This is a genomic window from Thiobacillus denitrificans, from assembly GCF_001530125.1.
GTDB lineage: Bacteria > Pseudomonadota > Gammaproteobacteria > Burkholderiales > Thiobacillaceae > Thiobacillus > Thiobacillus denitrificans_C.
In genome coordinates this window covers 34,997-60,760 of the sequence record NZ_LDUG01000006.1, presented here as the reverse complement: position 1 = coordinate 60,760, position 25,764 = coordinate 34,997, and the positions used below count along the sequence as shown (strand labels likewise).

30 protein-coding genes are annotated in these 25,764 nt (G+C 62.7%); 23 read left to right on the top strand and 7 right to left on the bottom strand.

Annotated features, from left to right (window positions below):
* Positions 1-66 precede the first annotated feature (66 nt).
* The 13 genes from ABW22_RS01920 to der all read left to right on the top strand — a co-directional run bounded on the left by ABW22_RS01920 (position 67) and on the right by der (position 12,605).
* On the top strand, positions 67-546 hold the full coding sequence (locus ABW22_RS01920) for a peroxiredoxin (RefSeq protein ID WP_059751450.1): 480 nt from the start codon (positions 67-69) through the stop codon (positions 544-546).
* On the top strand, positions 543-1,025 hold the full coding sequence (locus ABW22_RS01915; RefSeq protein WP_059751448.1) for an FKBP-type peptidyl-prolyl cis-trans isomerase: 483 nt from the start codon (positions 543-545) through the stop codon (positions 1,023-1,025). The genes ABW22_RS01920 and ABW22_RS01915 overlap by 4 nt, the downstream gene beginning before the upstream one ends.
* 94 nt (positions 1,026-1,119) lie before the next feature.
* Positions 1,120-2,088 carry an acetyl-CoA carboxylase carboxyltransferase subunit alpha gene (locus ABW22_RS01910; protein WP_059751446.1) on the top strand — a complete coding sequence of 323 codons (969 nt, stop codon included), beginning with the start codon at positions 1,120-1,122 and terminating at the stop codon, positions 2,086-2,088.
* A gap of 1 nt (position 2,089) precedes the next feature.
* Positions 2,090-3,400 (top strand): tRNA lysidine(34) synthetase TilS, encoded by a 1,311-nt coding sequence (gene tilS, locus ABW22_RS01905; protein ID WP_237763196.1) that lies wholly within the window; start codon positions 2,090-2,092, stop codon positions 3,398-3,400.
* A 99-nt stretch (positions 3,401-3,499) separates the two neighbouring features.
* Positions 3,500-3,928 carry a nucleoside-diphosphate kinase gene (gene ndk, locus ABW22_RS01900; RefSeq protein ID WP_059751444.1) on the top strand — a complete coding sequence of 143 codons (429 nt, stop codon included), beginning with the start codon at positions 3,500-3,502 and terminating at the stop codon, positions 3,926-3,928.
* A 10-nt stretch (positions 3,929-3,938) separates the two neighbouring features.
* A complete protein-coding gene (rlmN, locus tag ABW22_RS01895; protein ID WP_059751442.1) occupies positions 3,939-5,072 on the top strand; it encodes a 23S rRNA (adenine(2503)-C(2))-methyltransferase RlmN in 1,134 nt (377 codons plus the stop codon).
* Positions 5,069-5,842: a type IV pilus biogenesis/stability protein PilW gene (pilW, locus tag ABW22_RS01890; protein WP_059751440.1), complete on the top strand. Its 774-nt coding sequence runs from the start codon at positions 5,069-5,071 to the stop codon at positions 5,840-5,842. The genes rlmN and pilW overlap by 4 nt, the downstream gene beginning before the upstream one ends.
* Positions 5,839-6,633: a helix-turn-helix domain-containing protein gene (locus ABW22_RS01885; protein WP_059751438.1), complete on the top strand. Its 795-nt coding sequence runs from the start codon at positions 5,839-5,841 to the stop codon at positions 6,631-6,633. The genes pilW and ABW22_RS01885 overlap by 4 nt, the downstream gene beginning before the upstream one ends.
* 30 nt (positions 6,634-6,663) lie before the next feature.
* Entirely contained in the window at positions 6,664-7,893 is a 1,230-nt protein-coding gene (gene ispG, locus ABW22_RS01880) for a flavodoxin-dependent (E)-4-hydroxy-3-methylbut-2-enyl-diphosphate synthase (RefSeq protein ID WP_059751436.1), read from the top strand.
* A 123-nt stretch (positions 7,894-8,016) separates the two neighbouring features.
* The gene (gene hisS, locus ABW22_RS01875) at positions 8,017-9,291 is read left to right on the top strand and encodes a histidine--tRNA ligase (protein WP_082708374.1); all 1,275 of its coding nucleotides are present in this window, start codon (positions 8,017-8,019) and stop codon (positions 9,289-9,291) included.
* A gap of 5 nt (positions 9,292-9,296) precedes the next feature.
* Positions 9,297-9,938 (top strand): YfgM family protein, encoded by a 642-nt coding sequence (locus ABW22_RS01870; protein WP_059751434.1) that lies wholly within the window; start codon positions 9,297-9,299, stop codon positions 9,936-9,938.
* A complete protein-coding gene (gene bamB, locus ABW22_RS01865) occupies positions 9,935-11,074 on the top strand; it encodes an outer membrane protein assembly factor BamB (protein WP_059751432.1) in 1,140 nt (379 codons plus the stop codon). Before ABW22_RS01870 ends, bamB begins: the two co-directional genes overlap by 4 nt.
* A gap of 121 nt (positions 11,075-11,195) precedes the next feature.
* Positions 11,196-12,605, top strand: a complete 1,410-nt coding sequence (gene der / locus ABW22_RS01860; RefSeq protein WP_059751430.1) for a ribosome biogenesis GTPase Der — start codon at positions 11,196-11,198, stop codon at positions 12,603-12,605.
* A 3-nt stretch (positions 12,606-12,608) separates the two neighbouring features.
* Here the strand turns inward: der and ABW22_RS01855 are convergent, their stop codons facing one another.
* Both ABW22_RS01855 and ABW22_RS01850 read right to left on the bottom strand, forming a co-directional pair.
* Entirely contained in the window at positions 12,609-12,860 is a 252-nt protein-coding gene (locus ABW22_RS01855; protein ID WP_059751428.1) for a hypothetical protein, read from the bottom strand.
* Positions 12,861-12,862: 2 nt separating this feature from the next.
* Positions 12,863-13,147 carry a hypothetical protein gene (locus tag ABW22_RS01850; protein WP_059751426.1) on the bottom strand — a complete coding sequence of 95 codons (285 nt, stop codon included), beginning with the start codon at positions 13,145-13,147 and terminating at the stop codon, positions 12,863-12,865.
* A gap of 171 nt (positions 13,148-13,318) precedes the next feature.
* On the opposite strand from ABW22_RS01850, the gene ABW22_RS01845 reads away from it, so the two are divergent.
* The 3 genes from ABW22_RS01845 (at position 13,319) to ABW22_RS01835 (ending at position 15,360) form a co-directional block, all read left to right on the top strand.
* Complete coding sequence (locus ABW22_RS01845; RefSeq protein WP_059751423.1) at positions 13,319-14,443, top strand: galactose-1-phosphate uridylyltransferase; 1,125 nt, start codon at positions 13,319-13,321, stop codon at positions 14,441-14,443.
* A 183-nt stretch (positions 14,444-14,626) separates the two neighbouring features.
* Entirely contained in the window at positions 14,627-14,959 is a 333-nt protein-coding gene (locus tag ABW22_RS01840; RefSeq protein WP_059751421.1) for a DUF883 family protein, read from the top strand.
* Between the two features lie 107 nt (positions 14,960-15,066).
* Positions 15,067-15,360, top strand: coding sequence for a phage holin family protein (locus ABW22_RS01835; RefSeq protein WP_237763195.1), 294 nt, complete (start codon positions 15,067-15,069; stop codon positions 15,358-15,360).
* Between the two features lie 58 nt (positions 15,361-15,418).
* Here the strand turns inward: ABW22_RS01835 and trhA are convergent, their stop codons facing one another.
* Positions 15,419-16,033, bottom strand: coding sequence for a PAQR family membrane homeostasis protein TrhA (trhA, locus tag ABW22_RS01830; protein WP_237763194.1), 615 nt, complete (start codon positions 16,031-16,033; stop codon positions 15,419-15,421).
* Between the two features lie 98 nt (positions 16,034-16,131).
* Positions 16,132-16,737 carry a YSC84-related protein gene (locus ABW22_RS01825; RefSeq protein WP_237763193.1) on the bottom strand — a complete coding sequence of 202 codons (606 nt, stop codon included), beginning with the start codon at positions 16,735-16,737 and terminating at the stop codon, positions 16,132-16,134.
* A 155-nt stretch (positions 16,738-16,892) separates the two neighbouring features.
* Here ABW22_RS01825 and ABW22_RS01820 point away from each other — a divergent pair, with 155 nt between their 5' ends.
* The 4 genes from ABW22_RS01820 to ABW22_RS01805 all read left to right on the top strand — a co-directional run bounded on the left by ABW22_RS01820 (position 16,893) and on the right by ABW22_RS01805 (position 19,714).
* Entirely contained in the window at positions 16,893-17,456 is a 564-nt protein-coding gene (locus ABW22_RS01820; protein ID WP_157648508.1) for a TetR/AcrR family transcriptional regulator, read from the top strand.
* A gap of 157 nt (positions 17,457-17,613) precedes the next feature.
* The gene (locus ABW22_RS01815; RefSeq protein ID WP_059751415.1) at positions 17,614-18,138 is read left to right on the top strand and encodes a DsrE family protein; all 525 of its coding nucleotides are present in this window, start codon (positions 17,614-17,616) and stop codon (positions 18,136-18,138) included.
* 103 nt (positions 18,139-18,241) lie between these two features.
* Positions 18,242-18,724 (top strand): DsrE family protein, encoded by a 483-nt coding sequence (locus ABW22_RS01810; protein ID WP_059751414.1) that lies wholly within the window; start codon positions 18,242-18,244, stop codon positions 18,722-18,724.
* 159 nt (positions 18,725-18,883) lie between these two features.
* Positions 18,884-19,714 carry an HDOD domain-containing protein gene (locus ABW22_RS01805; RefSeq protein WP_059751487.1) on the top strand — a complete coding sequence of 277 codons (831 nt, stop codon included), beginning with the start codon at positions 18,884-18,886 and terminating at the stop codon, positions 19,712-19,714.
* A 34-nt stretch (positions 19,715-19,748) separates the two neighbouring features.
* Here the strand turns inward: ABW22_RS01805 and ABW22_RS01800 are convergent, their stop codons facing one another.
* The 3 genes from ABW22_RS01800 to ABW22_RS01790 form a co-directional block, all read right to left on the bottom strand.
* A complete protein-coding gene (locus tag ABW22_RS01800; RefSeq protein ID WP_059751412.1) occupies positions 19,749-20,585 on the bottom strand; it encodes a MinD/ParA family protein in 837 nt (278 codons plus the stop codon).
* Positions 20,582-21,379 (bottom strand): GGDEF domain-containing protein, encoded by a 798-nt coding sequence (locus tag ABW22_RS01795; protein WP_059751408.1) that lies wholly within the window; start codon positions 21,377-21,379, stop codon positions 20,582-20,584. Before ABW22_RS01795 ends, ABW22_RS01800 begins: the two co-directional genes overlap by 4 nt.
* Positions 21,380-22,006: 627 nt before the next feature.
* A complete protein-coding gene (locus ABW22_RS01790; RefSeq protein WP_237763192.1) occupies positions 22,007-22,393 on the bottom strand; it encodes a TusE/DsrC/DsvC family sulfur relay protein in 387 nt (128 codons plus the stop codon).
* Between the two features lie 125 nt (positions 22,394-22,518).
* Here ABW22_RS01790 and ABW22_RS01785 point away from each other — a divergent pair, with 125 nt between their 5' ends.
* Genes ABW22_RS01785 through leuC form a run of 3 tightly spaced genes read left to right on the top strand, consistent with a single transcriptional unit; the run spans position 22,519 to position 25,760 of the window.
* Entirely contained in the window at positions 22,519-23,094 is a 576-nt protein-coding gene (locus ABW22_RS01785) for a flavin reductase family protein (protein ID WP_330218737.1), read from the top strand.
* Positions 23,095-23,153: 59 nt separating this feature from the next.
* The gene (locus ABW22_RS01780) at positions 23,154-24,317 is read left to right on the top strand and encodes an MFS transporter (RefSeq protein ID WP_059751404.1); all 1,164 of its coding nucleotides are present in this window, start codon (positions 23,154-23,156) and stop codon (positions 24,315-24,317) included.
* 39 nt (positions 24,318-24,356) lie between these two features.
* Positions 24,357-25,760, top strand: a complete 1,404-nt coding sequence (gene leuC / locus ABW22_RS01775; RefSeq protein WP_059751400.1) for a 3-isopropylmalate dehydratase large subunit — start codon at positions 24,357-24,359, stop codon at positions 25,758-25,760.
* The last annotated feature ends 4 nt before the right edge of the window (positions 25,761-25,764 follow it).

Sequence of the window (25,764 nt, the reverse complement as noted above, 5' to 3'; positions counted from 1 at the left end):
ATTATAACGATGTGGGCGGACGCGCCCTGTTAAAATGCTGCCGAAAAATAGAGGGTAGCGTTCATCATGCTGAAAGCGGGAGATCGCGCGCCGGGTTTTTCCAACCCCGATGCAGACATGGCACTCGTCGAGTTGTCCCAGTTTCGGGGAAAAACCCTCGTGCTGTATTTTTACGTGCGCGACGACACGCCGGGCTGCACCGCCGAGGCGATCGAGTTTTCCGAACTGGAAAACGATTTCGCCAAGCTGGGCGCCACGGTGCTCGGGGTGTCGCGCGACGACTGCATCAAGCATGGCGAGTTTCGCGACAAGCACGGCATCAGCGTGCGCTTGCTGGCCGACAAGGAACACGCGACCAGCGAGGCCTATGGCGTGCTGCAGGACAAGGAAGTGGACGGCATCATGCGCAGAAGCGCGGTGCGCGCCACTTTCATCATCGACAAACAGGGCATCATCCGTCACGCCCTGTACGGCGTTTCCAGTCGCGGCCACGCGGCGGAAGTGCTTCATCTTGTTGCTTTAATGAATAAAGGGGAACTCAATTGAATATCAGCAAAGACACCGTCGTCACCATTACCTACATCGTTCGTGACCTGGAGGGCAAGCTGCTGGAAGAAAGCGAGGAGCCGGTCAGCTATCTGCACGGCGGTTACGACAATATCTTTCCGATGGTGGAAGAGGCGCTGGAAGGCAAGGCAGTGAGCGATACGGTCGACCTCAAACTGCAGCCTGCCGATGCCTTCGGCGAATACGAAGATGAGCTGGTGCGGCTGGAGCCGCGCGAGGGTTTCCCCGACGACATCGAGATCGGCATGCAGTTCGTCGGCTCGCCGGTCGACGGCAGCGGGGAAATGCTCTACACCGTGACCGACATTGCAGAAGACAAGGTGGTGGTCGACGGCAACCATCCCTATGCCGGGCAGGCGGTGCATTTCCAGTGTGTGGTGGCCGAGTTGCGTGCGGCGACGGCGGACGAGGTCGAGCATCGCCATGCACACGGCGCCCACGGCCATCACCATCATTAAGAAGCGCATGGCGCTGATCCGAACGGCAAACTGCGGCGGGCTGTTAAAATGCCCGGCTAACCTGTTTTCTGCGACAGCTTGATGAAGACCACCGATGAAAACCACCTTCCTCGATTTTGAACAGCCGATCGCCGAGCTTGAAGCCAAGATCGAAGAGCTGCGCTTCGTGCAGGACGACTCCGCCCTCGATATTTCGGAGGAAATCCGCCGCCTGCAGAAAAAGAGCCAGACCCTGACCCGTGACATCTACGCCAAGCTCAACGCCTGGCAGGTGTCGCAGGTGGCGCGTCATCCGCAGCGGCCTTATACGCTCGATTACGTGCAGGGGCTGTTCACCGATTTTGCCGAACTGCACGGCGACCGCGCCTACGCCGACGATCAGGCGATCGTCGGCGGCATGGCACGCTTCAACGGCGAGCCGGTGATGGTGATCGGCCACCAGAAAGGCCGCGATACCAAGGAAAAAATTGTCCGCAATTTCGGCATGCCGCGTCCAGAAGGCTATCGCAAGGCCTTGCGCCTGATGCGCCTGGCGGAAAAATTCAGGCTGCCGATTTTCACCTTCATCGACACCCCCGGCGCCTATCCTGGCATTGGTGCCGAGGAGCGTGGGCAGTCCGAGGCGATTGCGCGCAATCTGTATGTGATGGCCGAGCTGCAGACGCCGATTATCTGCTCCATCGTCGGCGAAGGCGGCTCAGGCGGCGCGCTGGCCATCGGTGTGGGCGACCGCACGATGATCCTGCAATATTCCACGTATTCGGTGATCTCGCCCGAGGGCTGCGCCTCGATCCTGTGGAAGAGCGCCGACAAGGCCTCGGTCGCCGCCGAAACCCTCGGCATCACCGCCGACCGCCTGAAGGCCAATGGCCTGGTCGACCGCATCATCGAAGAGCCGCTGGGCGGCGCCCAACGTGACTGGGACACCATGTTCCAGTCGATGCGCCGCGCGCTCACCGACACCCTGGCCGAGTTGCGCAAGCTGTCGCTCGATGCGCTGCTGGCGGCGCGTTACCAGCGCCTGCGGGCGTATGGCAGCTTCAAGGAAACTCCTGCCAAATAAGGTGGTCATCGCTGCCGTGGCGGACGCGCTTGCCCGCCACGTCCCGCCGCACGCGCGGCTGGTGCTTGGACTCTCGGGCGGGCTCGATTCGGTGGTCCTGCTGCACGTCCTCTTGGCGCTGCGCGATCAACATCCGTTTGAACTGCAGGCCGTGCACGTGCACCACGGCCTGTCGCCCCACGCCGACGACTGGGCCGATTTCTGCGCGCGACTGTGCGCATCGCATGCGGTTGAATTAAGTATTCACCGGGTCCGGATTGCGCGCGACGATGCGGCTGGTATCGAAGCCGCTGCGCGGCGCGAGCGCCAGCGCATCTTTGCCGCGCTGGACGCGGATTTTCTGCTTACCGCGCATCAGCGGGACGACCAGGCCGAAACGTTTTTGTTGCAGGGACTACGGGGTGCCGGACCGAAAGGCCTGGCGGCGATGGCCGAGCTGCAATCCCGCTCGGGCTGGCGCCCGGCGCAACTGCGGCCGCTGCTGGGGGTGGCGCGAGCCGCGCTGCAGGATTATGCGCAGTCGCATGGCCTGGACTGGGTCGACGACGAGAGCAATCGGGACATCCGCTACCGCCGCAATGCGCTGCGCCAGCAGGTGATGCCGCTGCTCGCCGCGCATTTTCCCGGCAGCGGCGCCACCCTCGCGCGCGCGGCCGCGCTGCAGGCCGATGCCGCCAACTTGCTGGACGATCTGGCGCGGCTCGACGCGAGGGAGGCCATCGCGGCCGATCGCCTCGACTGCGTCGCGCTGGGGCGTCTGTCGACGCCGCGCGCGCGCAACCTGCTGCGCTATTTTATTGAGCAGCACGGCCAGCCGATGCCCAGCGCGCGGCGGCTCGACGAGGCGCTGCATCAGTTGCGGGATGCGCAAGCCGATGCGCGGGTGCGCGTCAGGCTGGGGGCGGTGGAGGTGTGGCGCTTTCGCGGCGGCGCCTATCTCGCGCCACTGGCGCCCGACACGGTTCAGCCGGTTGTCTGGCAGGGCGAGGCGTCGCTGTGGGTGCCGGCCGCCGGGGTCTGCGTGCAGATGGAGGCGGTGACCGGCGCCGGCCTGAAACGTGACGCGCTGACCGCGGGCGAGGTCACACTGGGAGTGCGGCAGGGCGGCGAACGTCTGCGCCTGCATGCCGGTGGCCCCCATCGCAGCCTGAAGAATCTGCTGCAGGAACACGCCATTCCGCCGTGGCATCGCGATCGCCTGCCCTTGCTGTGGTGTAACGGACGGCTGGCGTGGGCGGCGGGGATCGGCCTCGATGCCGATCTGCTCGCTTTGCCCGGCGAGCCCGGGCTGCTGCCACGCGTCGCGGACTAGCTGTGCAACAAGACAGCCCGGGGTGGGGCATGTTATGCTAGCAGGCTGATTTTCATGGTTTTTTAAACGTTTCTTCTTGTTTTTGTCCGGAGCATACACATGGCTGTTCAGCGTACCTTTTCCATCATCAAACCCGATGCCGTCGCCAAGAATGTGGTCGGCAAGATCGTCAGCCGTTTCGAGAGCAATGGCCTCAAGGTGGTGGCGTCCAGGATGAAGCACCTGTCGCGCCAGGAAGCCGAAGGTTTCTACGGTGTGCACCGCGAGCGTCCCTTCTTCAAGGACCTGGTCGAGTTCATGATTTCCGGCCCGGTTGTGCTGCAGGTGCTGGAAGGCGAAGACGCCATTGCCAAGAACCGCGCGTTGATGGGTGCGACCGACCCGAAAAAGGCCGAAGCCGGCACCATTCGCGCCGATTTCGCCGAGAGCATCGACGCCAATGCGGTGCATGGCTCCGACGCGCCGGAAACCGCCGCGATCGAAATCGCCTATTTCTTCCCCGCCTGCGAAGTCTACGCCGGCCGCTAAACGCACCCGCATGCCGCAAAACCTGCTTGATTTCGACCTCGAAGGACTGACTGCCTGGTTCGCTGAACTCGGCGAGAAGCCGTTTCGCGCCAGGCAGGTGTTCCACTGGGTGCATCAGGCCGGGGTGGCGGATTTTGCGCAGATGACCGACATCGCCAAAAGCCTGCGCGAGAAGCTGCAGCAGCAGGCAGTGGTGGCGCCGCCGGCGATCAGCTACGCGCACACCTCGACCGACGGCACGCGCAAGTGGCTGTTCGATGTCGGTGTCGCCAATGGCATCGAAACCGTCTTCATCCCGGAAGCGGATCGCGGCACCCTGTGCGTGTCGTCGCAGGTCGGCTGCGCGCTGGAGTGCACCTTCTGCTCGACCGGGCGCCAGGGCTTTAACCGCAACTTGACGGTGGCCGAAATCATCGGCCAGTTGTGGGTGGCACATCACAGCCTGAAAACCGAGCCCAACCGCACCGCGCCCAATCACAGCGTGCCCAATCGCACCACAGGCGAAATTTCCGACCGTCCGGTGACCAATGTGGTGATGATGGGCATGGGCGAGCCGTTGGCGAACCTGGAGAATGTGGTGACCGCGCTCGGCATCATGCTCGACGACCATGCCTACGGCCTGTCGCGGCGGCGGGTGACGGTGTCGACCTCGGGCCTGGTGCCGGCGATGGACCGCCTGGCCGAACGCTGCCCGGTGGCGCTGGCAGTGAGCCTGCATGCGCCCAGCGACGCGCTACGCGACCAGATCGTGCCGATCAACAAGAAGTATCCGCTGCGTGAACTGATGGCGGCGTGCCGGCGTTATCTGGTGCATGCGCCGCGCGATTTCATCACCTTCGAATACGTGATGCTGGCCGGGGTGAACGATGCGCCCGAGCATGCGCGCCAGCTGATCGAGCTGGTGCGCGAGGTGCCGTGCAAGTTCAACCTCATCCCGTTCAATCCGTTCCCGGATTCGGGCTACGAAAAGCCGCGTGCCGAGGCGATGCGCGTATTCCGCGAGATTCTGCAGGACGCCGGATTGGTGGTCACCACACGCAAGACGCGCGGGGATGATATCGACGCCGCTTGCGGCCAGCTGGCAGGCAAGGTGGCCGACAAGAGCGGCCGCGTAATGAAACGAATGCACAAGGAGACGGCGTGAAAAAATGGATAGGCATCCTGGCCGCAGCGATGCTGGCGGGTTGCGCGGTGCAGCCGATGGACAGCGGCAGCGGTGTCGCCAACACGCAGGTCGACAGCGAAAGCCGTCAGCGTGCGCGCGCCTTCACCGACCTGGCCGGGGCCTATTTTGCCCGCGCCCAGTACAAGGTCGCGCTCGACGAGCTGCGCAAGGCGATCATCGCCGACAACCGCTTTGGCCCGGCCTACAACATCTATGGCCTGATCTACATGGAGCTGGCCGAAGACAAGCTGGCCGAGGAAAACTTCCGCCGTGCCATCGAACTGGATCGCAGCGATTCGGAGGCGCGCACCAATTTCGGCTGGTTTCTCTGCACGCTTGGCCGTTACGACGAAGGGCTCGAACAGTTCAGCACGGCCCTGCGCAATCCGCTGTATGCCCATCCTGAGCAGGCCATGGCCAATGCCGGCCTGTGCGCGGAAAAGAAAGGCGACCTTGCGCTGGCCGAAGCGAATCTGCTGAAGTCGCTCAAGCTGCAGCCCGACAACCCCAACACCGTGTTGAAGCTGGCGGGGCTGCATTTTCGCCAGGACAGGCTGATGGAGACGCAGCGCCTGCTCGGACGCCACGCCGAGCTGGCGCCGCCGACCGCGGAAAGCCTGTGGCTGGGCGTGCGGCTTGAACGCAAGCTGGGTGACCGTGCGCAGGAAGCGGCCTACGGCTTGCAGCTGCGTAAGCGCTTCCCCGATTCGAATGAGGCGCGGCTGTTGCTGACCGGGCAATACGAATGAGCGAGAGCGGCCAACCCTCGGTCGGGCAGATTTTGTGCGAGTCGCGTGAGGCGCAGGGCGTGACGCAGGAAGATGTCGCTGCACGCTTGCGCCTGATGCAGCGTCAGGTCGAGGCCATGGAGACGGATGATTTTGAGAGCCTCGGTCAGCCCGTGTTCGCGCGCGGGTTTGTGCGCAACTACGCGCGCCTGCTGGGGCTTGCGCCCGAAGCGCTGTTGGCGCGCATGGAAGGCGCGCCGGCCGAGCCCACTGCGGTCAGCCCCGCCGCGCCTCCACCGTCGCATTTCTGGTTGACCTCGCCCTGGCTGATTCTGTTGCTGCTGGGTCTGCTGGTGGTGGTGGTGGCGCCGGTTGCGCTGTATGGGTGGCTCAACAGCGAGGGGGGGGATAGTTCGAGCGAGCGGGTGCCGGCCGCTACGCAAACCCGTCCCGCGCCTGCTGTCGTTGAGCTTGCCCCTGTCCCTGTGCCTGTTGCGTCGGCCGCGCCTGCGACGGAGACCCCCTTGGCCCCCGAGCCGGATGAGGCCGGCGCGCTCGAAGCCCCGGTGATCAGCGGCGTGCTGCATCTCGAATTCGGCGACGAGGCCTGGGTCGAAATCAAGGATGCCAGTGGCCGCATGCTGCATCGCCAGCTCAATCCGCCCGGCAGCCGCGTCGATGTCAACGGCCAGCCCCCGTTCGAGGTGGTGATCGGCAACGCATCGCAAGCGCGTGTGACGTATAACGGCCGTCCCATCGACTTGAAACCCTTCATTGCCGTGACGGTCGCCCGTTTTACGCTTGAAGAATAGCCACGCTTGAAGAATAACCACCCTGGAAGAATGATGTCCAAAATAGTCCGTCGTCCAACCCGCCAGGTGCGGATCGGTCATGTGCTGGTCGGCGGCGACGCGCCCGTGGTGGTGCAGTCGATGACCAATACCGATACCGTCGACATCACGGGTACGGTGCGCCAGGTGCAGGCGCTCGCCGAGGCCGGCTCCGAACTGGTGCGCCTCACCGTCAACACGCTGGAAGCCGCCGCCGCGGTGCCGCGCATACGCGAACGCCTTGACGTGCTGGGTTGCCGGGTGCCGCTGATCGGCGACTTCCATTTCAACGGCCACAAGCTGCTGACCCAGGTGCCGGAATGCGCCGAGGCGCTGTCCAAGTTGCGCATCAACCCGGGCAACATCGGCCGCGGAAACAAGCGCGACGAGCAGTTCGCGACCCTGATCGAGGTGGCGTGCCGCTACGACAAGCCGGTGCGCATCGGCGTCAACTGGGGCAGTCTCGACCAGGCGCTGGCGGTGCGCATGATGGACGACAACGCGCGCCTCGCGCAGCCGGAAGACGCCGAGGTGGTGATGCGCCGCGCGATGGTGGCCTCCGCGCTGGAATCGGCGAAAAAAGCCGAGGCGCTGGGCCTTGGTGGCGACAAGATCATCCTCTCGTGCAAGATGAGCCGGGTGCAGGACCTGATTGCGGTGTACCGCGACCTCGCCGCGCAGTGCGACTACCCGCTGCACCTGGGGCTGACCGAAGCCGGCATGGGCTCGAAGGGCATCGTCGCCTCGACCGCCGCACTAGCGGTGCTGTTGCAGGAAGGCATCGGCGACACCATCCGAATTTCCCTGACGCCGGAGCCGGGCGGCGATCGTACCCAGGAAGTCCGCGTCGGCCAGGAAATCCTGCAGGCGCTGGGCCTGCGCGCATTTACTCCGCAAGTTACCGCCTGCCCCGGCTGTGGCCGCACCACTTCGACCGTATTCCAGGAACTGGCGCAGGATATCGAAACCTATCTGCGCAACCAGATGCCGCTGTGGCGCAGCCAGTATTCCGGCGTCGAGTCGATGCAGGTGGCGGTGATGGGCTGCGTGGTCAATGGCCCCGGCGAATCCAAGCACGCCAACATCGGCATCTCGCTGCCCGGCACCGGCGAAGTGCCGGTCGCGCCGGTGTATGTCGATGGCGAAAAGACCGTGACGCTTAAGGGCGACCGGATTGCCGCGGATTTCCAGGCGATCGTCGAAGACTATGTGCGCACCCGCTATGGCGTGGCTGCGCGTTAAAACCCTTAACCACAGAGGCACAGAGATATGTTCCGCAGGAACGGTATCCCTTGGGACACAGAGAAAAACGGTTGGATATCACGCATGGTGTTTTCTCCGTGCCTCTGTGGTGAGATTTTTTAGATGAGCAACAACATTCAATCCGTGCGCGGCATGAACGACTGCCTGCCCGATGCCACCGACACCTGGCAGGCGTTCGAGGCGATCGTGCGCGACTGGCTGCGCCGCTACGGCTACCGCGAGATGCGTACGCCCATCCTCGAGCACACCGGGCTGTTCAAGCGCGCCATCGGCGAGGTGACCGACATCGTCGAAAAGGAGATGTACACCTTTGTCGACGAGCTGAACGGCGAATCGCTGGCGCTGCGCCCGGAAGGCACGGCCTCGTCGGTGCGCGCGGTGATCCAGCACAACCTGTTATACGACGGCGGCAAGCGCCTGTGGTACAGCGGCCCGATGTTCCGCCACGAGCGGCCGCAGAAGGGGCGCTACCGGCAGTTTCACCAGGTCGGCGTCGAGGCGCTGGGGTTTGCCGGCCCCGACGTCGATGCCGAACTGATCGTGATGTGCGCCGACCTCTGGCGCGAGTTGGGGATTGCGCCGACGCTGCAGCTCAACACCCTGGGCGACTATGAATCGCGGCATTGCCACCGCGCCAAGCTGATTGCCTATTTCGAGGCGAATCAGGATGCGCTTGACGAGGATTCGAAGCGGCGGCTGCACAGCAATCCGCTGCGCATTCTCGACAGCAAGAATCCCGCGATGCAGGCGCTGAACGATGCGGCGCCCAGGCTGATGGACGAGCTCGATGAGGCGGCGCTGGCGCACTTCGATACGCTGCAGGCGCTGCTGCGCGCCAACGGCATCGCCTTCGAGCTCAACCCGCGCCTGGTGCGCGGGCTCGACTACTACAACCGCACCGTGTTCGAATGGGTGACCGACCAGCTCGGCGCGCAGGGCACGGTGTGCGCCGGCGGGCGCTATGACGGCCTGATCGAGCAGCTGGGCGGCAAGCCGGCACCCGCTGCCGGTTTCGCCATGGGCATCGAGCGCCTGCTCTCGCTGATGGAGGTGGCCGGCACGCCGTTGGCGCCAGCGGTGTCGGATGCATATATCGTCCACGCTGGCGATGCGGCGCAGGCGTATGCCTGGCAGGTGGCGACTGCACTGCGCAGTGCCGGGCTCGCTGCCGTGCTGCATTGCGGCGGCGGCAGCTTCAAATCGCAAATGAAAAAGGCCGATGCCAGCCGCGCGCGTTATGCGGTAATCATCGGCGACGACGAGGTCGCGGCGCAGCAGGTGACATTGAAACCGCTGCGCGGAACGGCCGAGCAGACCTGCGTCGAGGTGACGCTGGCTATCGAATATCTGAAACAAGCATCAACTGAAAAGGCATAAACGCAATGGCAACCTACGATCTCGACGAACAGGAACGGCTGGACGAACTGAAAGCCTGGTGGAAACGCTGGGGCAATCTGTTGATGATCGGCCTCGCCGTGGTGATTGCTGTGGCGGCAGGCTGGCGCTACTGGCAGAACCACGTGGTGACGCAAAGCCTGGAAGCCGCAACCGTGTACGAACAACTCACCCAGTCGCTGGCGGCCAACGACGCCAAGGCGGCGCGCGAGGCCGGGGCGATGCTGATCGACCAGTACAAGGGCACCGCCTATGCGCCGCGTGCAGCGTTGCTGCTGGCCAGGCTGAACGTCGGCGCCAAGGACCTGAAAAGCGCGCAGGCCCAGTTGGAGTGGGCGGCGGCCAACAGCAAGGAGCCTGCGGTCAGGGATCTGGCGCGCCTGCGGCTGGCCGGAGTGCAGCTCGACCAGAAGCAATATGACGCCGCACTGAAAACGCTGTCCGCCACCCACAGCGATGCATTTGCCTTCCGCTTCCATGATCTGAAGGGCGATGTGCTGCTGGCACAAAATAAGTCTGCCGAAGCGCGCGCCGCTTATCAGGCGGCCTTCGGCAAAATGGCGGAAGACAACCCCTACCGCAACATCGTCGAACTGAAGCTCGACGCACTGGGAGGAGAAGCCAAATGAAGATGCGCTTGATGGTCGTCGGCCTGGTATTGGCTCTGTCGGGGTGCAGCACGGTCGGCGGCTGGTTCGGTTCCGGCCCGGCCAAGGCCAAGCCCGCCGAACTGGTTGAGTTCAAACCGTCCGCCAGCCTCACCGAGGCCTGGAAAGGCGAGACCGGCAACACCGCCGGTCATGTGTTCCACCCCGTCGCCGCCCGCGACGACGTCTTCGCCGCGGGCGGCAGCCAGGTGGTGCGCATTGCCGTGGCCACCGGCAACACCGTGTGGAAAACCGACGCCGGCGTGAAGCTGTCCGCCGGCGCCGGCGTGGGCCAGGGCCTGGTGCTGGCGGGCAGCGGCAAGGGCGATTTGCTGGCGCTGGATCAGGCCAGTGGCCAGGTGCGCTGGAAGGTGACGCTGTCGAGCGAGGTGACGGGGCAGTTGCTGGCTGTCGCCGACATCGTCATCGCGCGCACCGGCGATGGCAGCGTGCATGGCCTGGCTGTGGCGGACGGCAGCCGCAAGTGGCTGTACACCCGGAACCTGCCGGCCTTGAGCCTGCGCGGGTCGGGCGGCATGGTGGTGCGCGACGGCATGCTCTACGTCGGATTCCCCGGCGGCAAGCTGGTCGCGCTCGATGCCAGCAACGGCGCGCAGCTGTGGGAGGCCACGGTGGCACTGCCGCGTGGGGCGACCGAACTCGAACGGGTGGCTGATGTGATGGGCAATCCGGTGGTGGACGAGCGGCAGGTATGCGCCGTCGCCTACCAGGGCCGCGTGGCCTGCTTTGACCGTCGCAACGGCGCGCCATTGTGGACGCGCGACACCTCCAGCAACAGCGGGGTGGCGATGGACGAGCGCAATGTCTACGTCACCGACGACAAGGACGCCGTCACCGCCTACGACAAAACCAGTGGCCGCGCCGGCTGGCGCCAGGACAAACTGGCGCGCCGCCTGGTGACCGCGCCGCTGGCGTTGGGCGACTGGGTGGTGGTGGCCGACCGCGAAGGTGTCGTGCATGTCCTGTCGGCCGAGGACGGCAGCTTCGTTGCGCGCGCCAGGGTCGACAGCAGCGTGCGCACTGCGCCGATCGACATCGGGCCGGGTTTTGCAGTGCAGACCGACAAGGGCAGCATCGTCGCTTTCAGGCTCAAGTGAGTCTTGAGCGACTTGATGATTGATCGATAAGGAAGACGCCGAGGGCACAAAGGAAAACCAATCAACCCTTTCTGCCCTCGATGGCTGCCTTGTAAATGTTTATGGATTCGAATTTTCGCTAATGCTCCCTACCCTGGTTCTGGTCGGCCGACCCAACGTCGGCAAGTCCACTCTCTTTAACCGCCTCACTGGCACGCGCGACGCGCTGGTGCACGATCTACCCGGGATGACGCGAGATCGCCATTACGGGCGCGGGCGCCTCGGCGAGAAGCCCTATCTGGTGGTCGACACCGGCGGTCTGGAGCCGGTCGTCACCGACGGCATTCTCGCCGAAATGGCGCGCCAGACGCTGCAGGCCATCGACGAGGCCGACGCCATCATTTTCCTGGTCGATGCCCGGGCGGGCCTGACGCCGCAGGACAAGCTGATCGCCGACCGCCTGCGCCGTGCGTCGTGCCCGGTGCTGCTCGCGGTCAACAAGGCCGAAGGCATGAACGCTGCCGTGATCACCGCCGAGTTCCACGAACTGGCGCTGGGCCAGCCGCTGGCCATTTCCAGCGCGCATGGCGACGGCGTTTCCGATCTGGTGGCCGAGGCGCTGACGCCGTTTTCCGAAGAGGAAGAGAAAAGAGACGATTTCGGCATCCCCAAGATCGCCCTGGTGGGGCGCCCCAACGTCGGCAAGTCGACGCTGGTCAACACGCTGGTGGGCGAGGAACGCGTCATCGCGTTCGACCAGCCGGGCACCACGCGCGATTCGATCTATGTCGAGTTCGAGCGTGACGGCAAGCCCTACATCCTGATCGACACTGCCGGCCTGCGCCGCCGCGGCAAGGTGTTCGAGACGGTGGAAAAATTCTCCGTCATCAAGACCCTGCAGGCGATCGAGGACGCCAATGTGGTGGTGCTGGTGCTCGACGCGCACGAGAACATTTCCGAGCAGGACGCGCATCTGGCAGGTTTCGTGCTTGAAACCGGGCGCGCGCTGGTGGTTGCGGTCAACAAATGGGACGGGCTTTCCGCCGAGCAGCGCGAAGACGTCAAGCGCGACATCGGGCGCAAGCTGGCGTTTCTCGACTTTGCTCGTTTCAACTACATTTCGGCGCTGAAGGGCAAGGGCCTGGAAAACCTGCTGAAGGACGTCGAAGCCGCGCACGCCGCCGCCTTCATCAAGCTGTCGACGCCCAAGCTGACACGGGTGCTGGAGATGGCGGTGGAACAACACGCGCCACCCAAGAATGGCTTGTTTCGTCCCAAGCCGCGCTATGCCCACCAGGGCGGCAAGAATCCGCCGGTGATCGTGCTGCACGGCAACGCGCTGGAAGGCCTGCGCGATGACTACAAGCGCTATCTGGAAAGCAGTTTCCGCAAGGCGTTTAACTTGCAGGGCACGCCGTTGCGTATCCAGATCAAGGAAGGCGGTGCCAATAATCCGTTTGAAGGCAAGACGCGCGGCCCGATGACCGAAAGCGAGGCGACGCGGATGCGGCGCAAGAAGCGGGTGCGGCGCAAGGTCTACGGCAAAGACTGAATATCAGTTCAGCCAGCGCACCAGATAGAACAGCCTGAAGCCTTCGGACGAACGCGACGGGCCGCTGGCGATGGCCGCATGACGGCCCGTGTTCGGGTCGGCGTGCGCCAGCGCCTCGGTTTCGCTGCTGTAAACCTCGACCACCCCTTCGGGAAAGCGCTGGCGTTTCTTGCCTGCGGGCGCATAGATCACCACCGCCGAGGTGCCGACGACTTTCGATTCGACATCGGTGAACAGACTGGTGGCTTGCGGCATGGTCAGTGCGTTTTTTTCGGGATGCTGCTGAGCTTGACGACGTGGGCGCTGGGCTTTTCGTCAGAGTAATGCGGGCGCTCTTCCAGGGTGCGCCCGGTGAGCCTGGCGAGTTCGACTTCACGGTTGGAAATCACCACCAGGCAATCCTTGATGCCGAGCACGGTGGCTTCGGTCAAGGGGCTGGGGTTGCCATCGCGCGGCGCGGTGTCGCGCACGATGGAGGTGAGCGTCTTGCGCATCATGCGCATAATGCGCTGTTCGTCGTGCAGGGTTTTATCGATATCCATGGGTCAAGCTCCGAAGCTGCGGCAAAGGTTTCCATTGTCGGCGCGGAGCAGGGCTTCGTCAACGCAAGGCCTTTGCGGTGACAGGGATAAAAAGCACGACTGGGGACATAAGCATATTGAACCGACAGCTTGGCCCGGCTGATTTAAGCTGACAGTCAGAGGAGAAATTGCATGTCAGACCCAAATACCCCCGAGACGAGCGAAGTCCGCGAAATCCGCATTAATCCCATCGTGCCGAGTGAATCGGTGCTGGTGGCCACTGCGCGCAGCCTGCGCCCGAAAAAGGCCGAGGAACTGGCGCCGCGCGACACCCGCAAGCATGTGGAAACCTGTCCGTTCTGCCGCGGCAACGAACACAAGACGCCGCCGCTGATTCTAAGCTGGCCGCCTGAAGGCGATTGGCAGATCCGCATGGTGGAAAACCTCTACCCGGTGCTGGGCGACGATCGCGAACAGCCCGGCTTCAACTTCGGCCTGCAGCAGACCATTGACGGCTACGGGCGGCACGAAGTCATCATCGATCACCATGAACACGGTATCGCCGTGCACGACATGGCGGAAAGCCATCTGGCGGCGCTGTTCGGCGTGTATCAGACACGCATGCGGCAACTGTTTGAGTCGGACGACCGGCTGAAGTACGTGCTGGTATTCAAGAACTTCGGCCCGGCGGCCGGCGCATCGATTCCGCACACCCACAGCCAGGTGATCGCGATGCCGGTGGTGCCTGAAAACGTCGACGCCGAAGTGAAGAACAGCGCTGCGCATTTCGCCAAGCACCACCACTGCATCTTCTGCGCGCTGATCGACGAGGCGCTGACCTTCGAAGCGACGATTTACGACCGCAACTCGGGGGCGGTGCGGCGCAAGATCAATGTCGGCCAGTACGTGGTCGAGCGCGGCGAGAAGTTCATCGCCATCAAGCCGTTTGCCAGCCGCTACGAGTGGGAAGTGCACATCCTGCCGCTGGTGCACCAGGCGGATTTCCTCGACGTGCGCGGCGAGGACATGGCCGATCTGGCGCGGGTGATGAAGCGCACCATGGCGCGGCTGGACGCCGTCATCGGCGGCGCGCAGTACAACTTCTTCCTGCACTCCGTGCCGCATGGCGGCTCGGACTCGACGCATGGCGTGCCGCCCGACAGGGCTCGCGGCGAGTACGCCGCGAGCTACCACTGGCACCTGGAAATCTGCCCGCGCACCTCGATTCCCACCGGTTTCGAGCTGGGCTCGGGGCTGTTCGTCAATACCATCAATCCGGAACAGGCAGCCGAGCGCCTGCGTGCCGTGACGTTGTAATGGGGCTCGCGGCCAGCGATCGGGTTGTAATGGTTGTTAGAAAGTCTAGGCTAAATAATGTTTAAGGCCGTGATTTGGGAGGCTTTTCTTGAAAGCCGGGCGTTAAATGCCCTTGTGCCTGAGTTCAGGCGTGCTATCGAAAGCCTCGGCTTTTTGCATCATTAACGAGAGGGAGAAGTACCCATGAACGCTCATTATTCTGCCGAAACAGATCCATCCGGCGTGACGAAACAACAGCTGATCAACGATTTCAAGGTAGTGGTTGCTGATGCGGAAGCCCTGCTGAAGGCCACGGCCAACCAGGGCGGCGAGGCAGTGACCGCAGCGCGCGCCAAGGCGGAAGCGTCCCTCGCCGAGGTGAAAGCCAAAATGGCCGATGCCCAGGCAGCGCTGCTGGTGAGGACCAAGGCCGCCGCCCGGGCGACGGATGAGTATGTCCACACGCATCCGTGGCAGTCCATTGGCGCCGCCGCCGGCGCCGGCCTGGTGATCGGTCTGCTGATCGGGCGGCGCTAACCAGGTGATGGCTGAGCCATCTCATGCTTCGCCCGGGGGCTTGTTTGAGTCCCTCAAAACGCTGTCAGTGAGTTTGATCGGTATTGTTCAGCTCCTGTCTGGAGCTATTGTCCACGGATGTGGCGGAAGCGCGCGAGCACCTGATCACATTCCTGGTGATGGGCCTGGTCGCACTGTTCTGCCTCGGCGTTGGCCTGGTGCTGCTGGCGATCCTGATTGCGGTTGCCTTCTGGGGGTCACACCGGCGCATGGCGCTGGGCGGGTTGACCGGGGTTTTCCTGGTAGCCGGCGCCGGCGTGGCGTGGCTCGCCATGCACAAGGCCCGAGCCAGGCCGAGGCTGTTCGCAGCGAGCCTGGCGGAACTGTCCAAAGACCGGCAGCACCTCCGCTCCGGATCATGAATTGAGAATCCGGGAAACCCGATCAAGGCGCCCGAATGTCGGGCCCCGGGCAGCTTTATCAAGCAGCGTACCAGTACACGGCGAAGAAATGGCAGGCGGTACCCACCATCACGAACAGATGCCAGATGAAATGGCCGTAACGCAGGCGCGCGTCGAGCGCGAAGAAAATCACCCCCAGCGTGTAAGCCAGGCCGCCGGCGACCAGCCATAGCAGGCCGGATGCGGGTACGCGGGCAGACAAGGGCTGGGCCGCGATCACAATGAGCCAGCCCATGAGCAGATACAGGCCGGTGGAGAGGATGGGATGGGCCATCTGGTTTAATGCCTTCAGCGCCACCCCGGCCGCGGCAAGGCTCCAGACGAGCCCAAGCAGCGTCCAGCCCCATGCGCCACGCAGTACGCCCAGGGTGAACGGAGTGTACGTCCCCGCGATGAGAAGAAAGATTGCAGCGTGCTCGATGACCCGAAACACCCCCTTTGCGCGGCCGACAGGCAGAGCATGATAAAGGGTGGAGGCAAGGTACAGCAGCACCATGGTCGCGGCGAAGATGCTCGCGCCGACAATGAACCCCGCATCGCCATGCCGCACCGCATGCGTGATCAGGAAAGGGGTTGCCGCGAGTGCCGCGATCAGCCCGAATCCGTGGCTGAGGCTGTTCGCGATTTCTTCCACTCGCGCCTGCACACGTTTGCTCGCTGCAGGCGACCGATCCACGATATTTGACCCGACAGCCCAGGGTTCAAGTCTCCACACGCATCGTGGTTTCGCGATTATTTCTTGTCCAGCCTGGTGAACTTCGAGCCTTCCAGCGTGAGGTTGTACATCAGGCCCTTCTGGCCGAAGATGAAGCCGATCACCGGGTCCTTGATGTTGGTGGTGTCCACCGCCTTGCCGACGCCGATGTCCACCAGGGCGACCGAGCCATCCACCCCCACCTTCCAGCCTTCGCTTTCACGGAATTTCCTGAGGGCGGATTCCTCCGTGAAGATCACCACAATGCTCTTGGCCTGCGCGCCCAGTTGGAAGCCAAAGGAAGCGGCTGCGGTGCTGTAGTAGTCGACGGTTTTCCCGCCTACCCGCAGTGCACCTTCGCCGTATTCGCCGCCCACACCGATACCGGCTTTGTAGACCTTGGGAAACACCAGCACCCCCTTTGCAATCCCGAGAAAGGCACTGGCGCCGTCGATTTTCTGGAAGTCAGACAGAGCCCGATCGACCTCCCCGTCAATTTCGGCAGCGCTGGCTGCGTGCGCCGGGGGCGCAACCGGGAACATGGCGATCAGGGCCGTGAATAACAGAGCAGGAACAGAAATGCGCTGTGTTGAAACTATGAAAGTCATGGATTCTCTCCTTGAATGGAAACTAAGGCTTTTCAATATAGTTCAGGCCGGGCGGGTTGGCTTCACGTGACATTACGGCACAGCCCAAGTGCTCGCCCATCAGGCTGGAGGCCCGTGTAGTGGGAGGGTTTGCACTGGGCGTACGGACCCGATATAGTGAGTTAACCAACTATCTTTTCCAGGATCAACCCGTGAAAAACGCACCGGATAAAAGGGAGCGCTTGACCGATGCCGCAGCGGTGTTGATACACCGGCAAGGCTTCGCCCACACCACACTGGCCGATATTGCGCTTGCTTCCAATGTGGCGTTAGGCAGTGTCTATTACTATTTCAAAACAAAGGACGAAGTGGCGAAGTCGATCCTGAATCGTCGACAGGCCGAAATCAGCCATGCGATCGACGAGATCGATCTACTGGCCGACCCGCGCAAGCGCCTGGAGGCGCTGGTGGGGATCTGGGTCCATGACCGCGACATCGATGCCCGCTACGGTTGTCCGATCGGTAGCCTGTGCTATGAACTGGCCAAGGGCCGGGGGCCGCTGAGCAGCGAGGCTTCGGCGCCGTTCAGGACGATGATTGCCTGGAGTGAACAACAGTTCCGGCTGCTGGGAAAAACAAAGCAGAAGGCGTCCGTGCTGGCGCTGCACATGGTGGCTTCGCTGCAGGGAATCAGCTTGATTGCCAACGCCCTCGGTGACCCGGACACGATTTTGACTGAAGCGAAATATCTGACCGATTGGCTGCGCAATGTTTGAGACGGATTGCCAGCGAGCGGGGCCGGGCCATCATTCTCGACCACTTGAAGACAAATTCTGTTGCATCGGTTTACCGTAACGAAGCCCGGTTTTTGTGCGCGGCCGGGCGGGATCCTGTGCGCACCTGAATATTGAATATTAATGAGGAGACAGAAACATGAATATCAAATTGACGGGGATTGCGGTTGCGACCGTTTTTGCAATGATGCCGTTAAATCAGGCGCTGGCGAATGAGTTTTCACCCTATGGCACAGCCAAGGCCGACATGCACGCAATGCCGGTGACCGATACGGTTTTCGACGTCAACTATGAAGACCCGCAGCAGCTGAACACCCTTTACAACTTTATCAAAAACACCAGGCGGGTGACCGGCGGCAAGGTCGTGGTCGTCACCCACGGTCCCGAACTGCGTGCCTTCGCCAAAGAGAATTACCTCAAATACCAGAGCGCCATGGACAAGATGGCCGAACTGGCGAAGGAGGGCGTCGAATTCAAGATGTGCTTCAATGCCATGAAGGCAGCCGGATTCGCCACCGAGGACATGCATGGCTTCGTCACCGTGGTGCCGGCGGGTTTCCCGGAAGTGGCTTACTGGCAGGGCAAAGGCTATAAATACATCAATCCGCTGCCGCTGCCGGTGAAGGACATCCGCTACCTTGACCAGCCGCAGCTGAAAAAATAATCCGTGACTGGAACCGGGGCCTGCCCGCTGGGCGGGCTCTTGGCGGATCAAGTGAGCAATCCAGCGTGTATTCACCGGTAAAAACCCTGATTGGAGTGGGCAAATGAAGTGGGAATTTCTCCTGATACCCATGCTTGCGCTGACGGCCCATGTGGGGCATGTCGGTGCGAATGGCCTGGCCCCCTGGGGCAGCGCAACCGAGATTGAGCAAACCTACAGCGGGCAGAAAGTGGTGTTCGATACCACGTCAGACACAACGGCTGGCTTGTCGAGCGTGCTGGACCGGGCCAGTCTGATCAGCGTGCTCAACGGTGCCGATCCATTGGACAACAAAATCGTGATCGTGCTGCATGGAGGCGCCATTCCATTTTTTGCGATCAAGAACTATGCAAAGAACAAGGACCTGATGCATCGGGCGCAGAGCCTGTCCGTGGGGGCGGTGGTCGAATACCGGATGTGCAGGGCGGCCGCCCGCCTTCAGGGCCTCCAGCCCAAGGACATCCATGGCTTCGTCAAGATGGTCCCGATGGCCGATGCGGAAATCGTGCGGCTGCAGCAGGAAGAAGGCTTTGCCTACATGCAATAGCCCTTACAAAACGGTCGGTTGGGCAATAGCTTGCAGGCGCCCCGCCCTGGCCCGATAGGCAGGGGCTCAAGTTAAGACGGGATACACCGATTCATCAGGTATCCGTTTCGGGTGCGCATTCACGATCAATGCGTCACGCCGGACTGTCATGGAGAGATGATGTCGCAGCAACCTAAAAGCATGGCAGCCTGGCTCGCCTTTTTGGGGCAGGCTGATATTCCTGTTTTAAAGCACACGGCGCGCGAACTCGAACGTCTGCGCGCCGATGAGTCACTGCTCAATGCCCGCGGCATTGCCAATGTCGTGACCGACGATCCGCTGATGACGGTCAAGCTGCTGCGCTATATGCAGACGCACAAGCATCGCAACCAGAAATATGAGCTGGTGGACGTGAAGGAGGCGCTGCTCATGATGGGCCTCGATGCCTTCTTCCGCGAGGTACCGGCGACGCCGATTTCAGAGGACATGCTGGATGGCCACATCGAGGCGCTGGTGCAACTGCTGCATACGGTTCGGCGTGCGCAGCGTTCGGCGCATTACGCATACGACTGGGCGCTGCGCCTGCACGACCTGCACGCGGAAGAGGTGCACGTGTCCGCGCTGCTCTACCATGTCGCCGAAATGCTGATGTGGTGTTTCAACCCCGGGCAGATGCTCGAAATCCAGAAGCGGCAGGCGGCCGACACCACGCTGCGCAGCGCGGATGCGCAGAAACAGGTGATGGGGTTTACCGGCATGGAGTTTCAGCGCCAGCTGACGATCGAATGGAAATTGCCCGAATTGCTGCTGAACCTGATGGACCCGGCACAGGCGAATACGAGCCGGGTGCGCAATGTGAAGCTGGCGGCCAATCTGGCACGACATTCCGCCCGGGGTTGGGATAACGACGCCCTGCCGGATGATTACCGCGAGATCGCCGCCTTGCTGCGGATGGAGCCGGACAAGGTGATGGCGCTGGTCGAGTCGGTCCCTGCAGCCGTTCAACGCTAAGGCGACGGGTTGCCCGGCCCCCGGCTGCAAGGGACTACGCCGGCTTGGGGATGACGCTTTCTTCCAGCTTGCGGGCGAGTTGCGAAATGGCCACGCCGGCAGGGCAGCCGGGCATGGCCTGCATCAGCAAATGGCGCCGCATGATGGCCTGGCGCACTTCGGGGTCGACGGGAATGTCGCCCATGTGGACCAGGCGGATGGGCCGGTCTGGCTCAGTGACGACGAAGCGGTCGAGCACCTGTTGCAACTGATTCGTGATGGCCAGGCCAGAACCGGATCGGGAGGTCTGGTTGACGACTACGCGCACGGTCTGCCGTTGTTGCTGCCCCACCAGCACTTTGATGGTGGCGTAGGCATCGGTGAGCGAGGTCGGCTCGGGGGTGGCGACCATCAGCACTTCTGACGCCAGCGAAACGGCGAACAGGACGACGTCGGAAATCCCGGCGCCGGTATCCAGCAAGACCACATCGTAATGCGGCACCAGGCTGCTGATGATGCGCAGGAATTCGTCACGTACTTCGGGCGTCAGGCGCGAATACTCGACCATGCCGGAGCCGGCCAGCAGCACGGAAAAGCCGCCCGGCGCCTGAATAATGGCGTCTTCCAGCTTGGCCTTGCCAGTGAACACGTCGTGCAGCGTGATCTTGGGGTACAGGTTGAGCACCACGTCGAGATTGGCGAGGCCGAGGTCGGCGTCGAGCACCAGCACCTTGTGGCCGCGTTTGGCCAGCGCGGCGGCGAGGTTGGCGGAGACAAAGGTTTTGCCGACGCCGCCCTTGCCGCTGGTGACGGCGATGACCTTGCCCAGCGGTTTCAGGGGAAGCTTGGCCGTGCTCGGGTGTTCGGCGGTGGGGGTCAGTACATCGTTCATGCGTTTACTAGATTCGTGGCGTTGCCCTGGGTATCAGGGGGGGCGTCGCCCGAAAGATTCCTGATCATGGTCGCCTCATCCGTGGCGATGTGGGCAAACAACAGCCCTTTTTCTTCTGCGCTGACCGAAAGCTCTCGTGGCTGATCCAGGCATACCTGGTTGCGGCCGCTGGATTTGGCGCGGTAGAGCTGCTGGTCGGCGCGCTCGATCCACAAATCGGCGGTGGAACGCACCCATTCCGGCGCATAGGCACCACCAATGCTGATCGTGACCTGGACGTTGATCCGTGCTGCGACGGGTATCGAGAGCGACGCAACGGTTTGGCGAATCCGCTCGGCCACCGCACGTCCGAAAAGGGGCCGGCAGTGGGGCAGGATGACCGCAAATTCTTCGCCGCCGTAGCGGACGACGGTGTCCATGGGACGCACGCAGTCCGCCAGGCAGTTGGCTATCGCCTGCAGTACCTGGTCGCCGGCCAGATGGCCATGGGTGTCGTTGATGGCCTTGAAATGGTCGATGTCCAGCAGCAGCAACAGTACCGATTCGCCGGAACGTGCAACGGTTTCGATCGAGCGTTCGAGTGTCGAGCGGAGATGCCGGCGGTTGCCCAGCCCCGTCAATGGGTCCTTGAGCGAGATCTCGCACAGGCCGTCGATCACACGCTGCAAATAGTCGGTAAGCGATTCCCCAGCTTCCTGCTGGCTTTCTTTTGCGTCGTGTTTCAACAGGGCGCGCGCGTCGTCGAGCTGCAGGGCTTGCAGGTCGATCTGGGGGGATAGGGTCAGCGGGACCAAAGGGGGGTTGAATACCTGGCGTTGAAGTTGGGCAAAGAACCCGGAGAGGAGACGCAACCGTCTCCTTGCCGAGTATGTGGGCATTTTCGCCGTAGATCAAGCGCTGGCGGGCAGATGGCGGCCACGCTTTGGGTAATCATGGGCCGCATCGTCGTCGGTGTGGTTCCGCGACTGTGGTTTCAAGCGCGCCATGCGGATTGTTCAGCCACCGATGCAGCCTGGCAGCCTGTCGGACTTGAAGTAAATCGGCTGCAAATCCGCCTGGCCGGTTCATATTTCGCCGCTTTCTTGGGCAATAGAACGACTATTGCCCGGCGAAATCGTCAAAATTATGTCCCATCGGGACGGTATCCCTTGGGGCTGCCCTCGCCCAGCCGAATTTTCGCTTCGATTCTTCAAGTCCGACAGGCTGCTAGATTGGCATGATGCGAAGCGTGGGCAGTCTGCTGATGTGGGCGCTCCCAGCATGATGGGCGCGCCGTTGGACGAGCGACCGTTGTGGACGCTCAATGGTGCTGGCAGGCTTTTCGGCCTACCCGGTCAATGGGGGCGCGGGCGCTGCGCGCAGGCGCGCCAGACGTCCACCACTCACGGCATCTTGAAATTGCTACGCGCCGGTGCAACCTGCTAAGCCACACTGCCAAAGCTGAGGTCGGTGGCGATGAACGGCGCCTTCAGCCCGGCCAGGCGGCAGCTCTGGGCAATGGGCCCGCCTGGAAACAACGTGTACAAATACTTGATCCCGCCTTTCGGGTGGAAGTGCTCATCCAGGGCGTCGTGCAATTCGCGCAGGTTGTTGACGGTTTCGTCTTCATGCTGGGCATAATAGTTTTGCAGGGCGCGAATGGTTTCCCAGTGATCTTCTGCGAGTTCAAGCCCTTCCTCGCGCGCAATTTTTTCCGCGTCGCCCCGCGTCCAGCTTAGTGGAGCATGGGGAAAATCGGGGTCCGCCGCTGACTCCTGTAAGAGCGTGTTGATGTCGGCTGAAACGTGCTGCATGGTGATCTCCTCCAAAGCATTCAAGAATACATTCAGGGTAGGCCAGCTTCCCCCAGATACAAGAGTCGTTAGCCGGTCCGGCCGCGCTGGCGCTGATGTAATGGTTGGGCGACGTATGACAGGCACACCAGGAGCCGACTATGCTGGAAGCGTCCGTGATCCAGTCAGGAGGTGCCGGCATGGCGAAACGTGCGTATCCGCTGGCCAAAGTCTATGGCCTGCTGGAGCCGGGGCCAGTGGTGCTGGTCACCACCGCCCGCAAGGGCCAAGCCAACATCATGACGATGTCGTGGCATACCATGATGGAATTCGAGCCGCCGCTGGTCGGTTGCGTGATCAGCGGCCGCAATGCCTCGTTCGACACGCTGAGGGCGACCAGGGAATGCGTGATCAATATCCCGACACTGGAACTGTCAAAGCAAGTGGTGGGCATCGGCAACTGCTCTGGCCGCACGGTAGACAAGTTCGCCCAATACCGTCTCACGCCGGTTACCGCCGTAGCGGTGAAGCCGCCGCTGATTGCGGAATGCTATGCCAGCCTCGAATGCCGGGTGGCCGATACCCGGCTGGTCAATCGCTACAACTTTTTCATCCTCGAGGTGGTTAAGGCATGGGTCGACACCGCGATCCGGCAGCCGCAGACGTTGCACCATCGCGGCAACGGCGTCTTCGCCGTGGCAGGCGAAACGGTCAGGCGGCGCTCCGCGGCTAAATAGCCTGCTGAATATATCCACGCCTGCGGATTCAGCGCCAAGCTCAGGGATAATCCCGCCGCATGAATGCAGTTCCCTACTGGCGCCTGTCCGGTTTCTATTTCTTCTACTTCGCCTTCGTCGGCGCGATGTCGCCGTTCTGGGGGCTGTATCTGCAGTCGCTGGCGTTCAACGCATTCCAGATCGGCGTGCTGATGTCGCTGCTGCAGGTGATGCGGATTTTCGCGCCCAATATCTGGGGACATATCGCCGACCATACCGGCCGCCGTACGGCGATCGTGCAGATTGCGGCGATCGGCAGCGTGCTGGTGTTCGCCGGGGTGTTTGTCGGCGACGGTTTCTGGTGGCTGTTCGCGGTGATGGCGGCGCTGAGCTTTTTCTGGAGTGCGTCGCTGCCGCTGGTCGAGGCGATGACGCTATCCCATCTGGGCGAGCGCACTATCGACTACGGCCGCATCCGCCTGTGGGGCTCGGTCGGCTTCATCCTGATGGTGGTGGGGCTGGGTTATGCCTTCGACTATGTTTCGATCAGCTGGCTGCCGTGGGCGGTGCTGGCGGTGATGCTGGGCATTGTCGCCTTCGCGCGGGTGATTCCCGAGGCCGAGATCCTGCCGCATCACAGCGACCAGCATTCGGGCTGGGATATCGTGAAGCGGCCCGAGGTGGCGTCGCTGCTGGCTGCCTGCATGCTGATGGCAGTGACACACGGGCCGTATTACACCTTCTATTCGATCTATCTGGTCGACCACGGCTACGACAAGTCCACCGTGGGCTGGTTGTGGGCGCTCGGCGTGATCTGCGAAATCGGCATTTTCCTGATTATTCCGCGCATTTTCGCACGGGTGACGCCGCGCAAGCTGATTCTGGCGAGCTTCGCGCTGGCGGTGCTGCGCTTTCTGCTGATTGCGTGGGGGGTGGAGTCGGCCTGGCTGGTGTGGGGCGCGCAGACGCTGCATGCCTTTACCTTCGGCACCTATCACGCCGCCGCGGTGGCGCTGATCCATGCCCATTTTCGCGGGCGCCACCAGGCGCGCGGGCAGGCGCTCTACACCAGCCTGTCCTACGGCGTCGGCGGCACCATCGGCGGGTTGGCCAGCGGTTTGACGTGGGATACGCTGGGTTCGGCATGGACTTTTACCCTGGCTGCGGTGAGTGCGGCGCTGGCGTGGGCGGTTTATGCCCTGTGGGGGAATACAAAATCCGTGCCCGCACCCGGCAAGCTATGAAATAATCAGTTTTTTACGCGCTGTCTCGCCTTATTCAGAATGTCAGGACTCACCTTATTCCAGAAATTGTGGGACGCCCACGTGGTCTATGTCGAAGCCGACGGCACCACGCTGCTCTATATCGACCGCCATCTGGTGCACGAAGTCACCAGCCCGCAGGCGTTCGAAGGGCTGAAACTGGCGCATCGAACCCCGCGCCGCGCCGATGCGGCGATTGCCGTGCCCGACCACAACGTGCCGACGACCGACCGCAGCCAGGGTATCGCCGATCCAATCTCGCGCCTGCAGGTGGAAACGCTCGACGCCAACTGCGCCGAGTACGGCATCACCGAATTCAAGATGGACGACATCCGCCAGGGCATCGTCCACGTCATCGGCCCCGAAGAGGGCCTGACCCTGCCCGGGATGACCGTGGTGTGTGGCGATTCGCATACATCGACCCATGGCGCGTTCGGCGCGCTGGCGTTTGGCATCGGCACCTCCGAGGTCGAGCACGTGCTGGCCACGCAATGCCTGTGGCAGAAGCCGTCGAAGACCATGCTGGTCAAAGTCGAAGGCCGGCTTGGAAAAGGCGTCACCGCGAAGGACATCGCGCTTGCGATCATCGGCGAGATCGGCACCGCCGGCGGCACCGGCTATGCGCTGGAGTTCGGCGGTTCGGCGATTCGCACGCTGACCATGGAAGGCCGCATGACGCTGTGCAACATGGCGATCGAGGCGGGCGCGCGCGCCGGTATGGTGGCGGTCGACCAGACCACCATCGACTACGTCAAAGGCCGCCCCTATTCACCCAAGGGCGCAGCGTGGGATAAGGCAGTGGCGTGGTGGAACACGCTGCATTCGGACGCCGATGCGGTGTTCGACCGCGTGGTCGAACTCGACGCCACGAAAATCGATCCGCAGGTCACCTGGGGCACCTCGCCCGAGATGGTGACGACCATCAATGGCCGTGTGCCCAACCCGGCCGATGCGCCGAGCGAGGTCAAGCGGCACGACTGGACGCGTGCGCTGGAATACATGGGCTTGCAGGCCGGCACGCCACTGGCCGAAATTAAAATCGACAAGGTCTTCATCGGCTCGTGCACCAACTCGCGGATCGAGGATCTGCGCGAAGCCGCCAGCGTGGCGAAGGGCCGCAAGGTCGCGCCCAATGTCAAGCTGGCGATGGTGGTGCCGGGCTCCGGTCTGGTCAAGCAACAGGCCGAGGCTGAAGGCCTGGACAAGATTTTTGTCGAAGCCGGCTTCGAATGGCGCGAGCCTGGCTGCTCGATGTGCCTGGCGATGAACGCCGACCGGCTGGAGCCGGGCGAGCGCTGCGCCTCCACGTCCAACCGCAATTTCGAGGGGCGGCAAGGGCAGGGCGGCCGCACCCATTTGGTCAGTCCGGCGATGGCGGCTGCTGCCGCGTGCGCCGGGCATTTTGTCGATGTACGTCACTTTTAAGGAG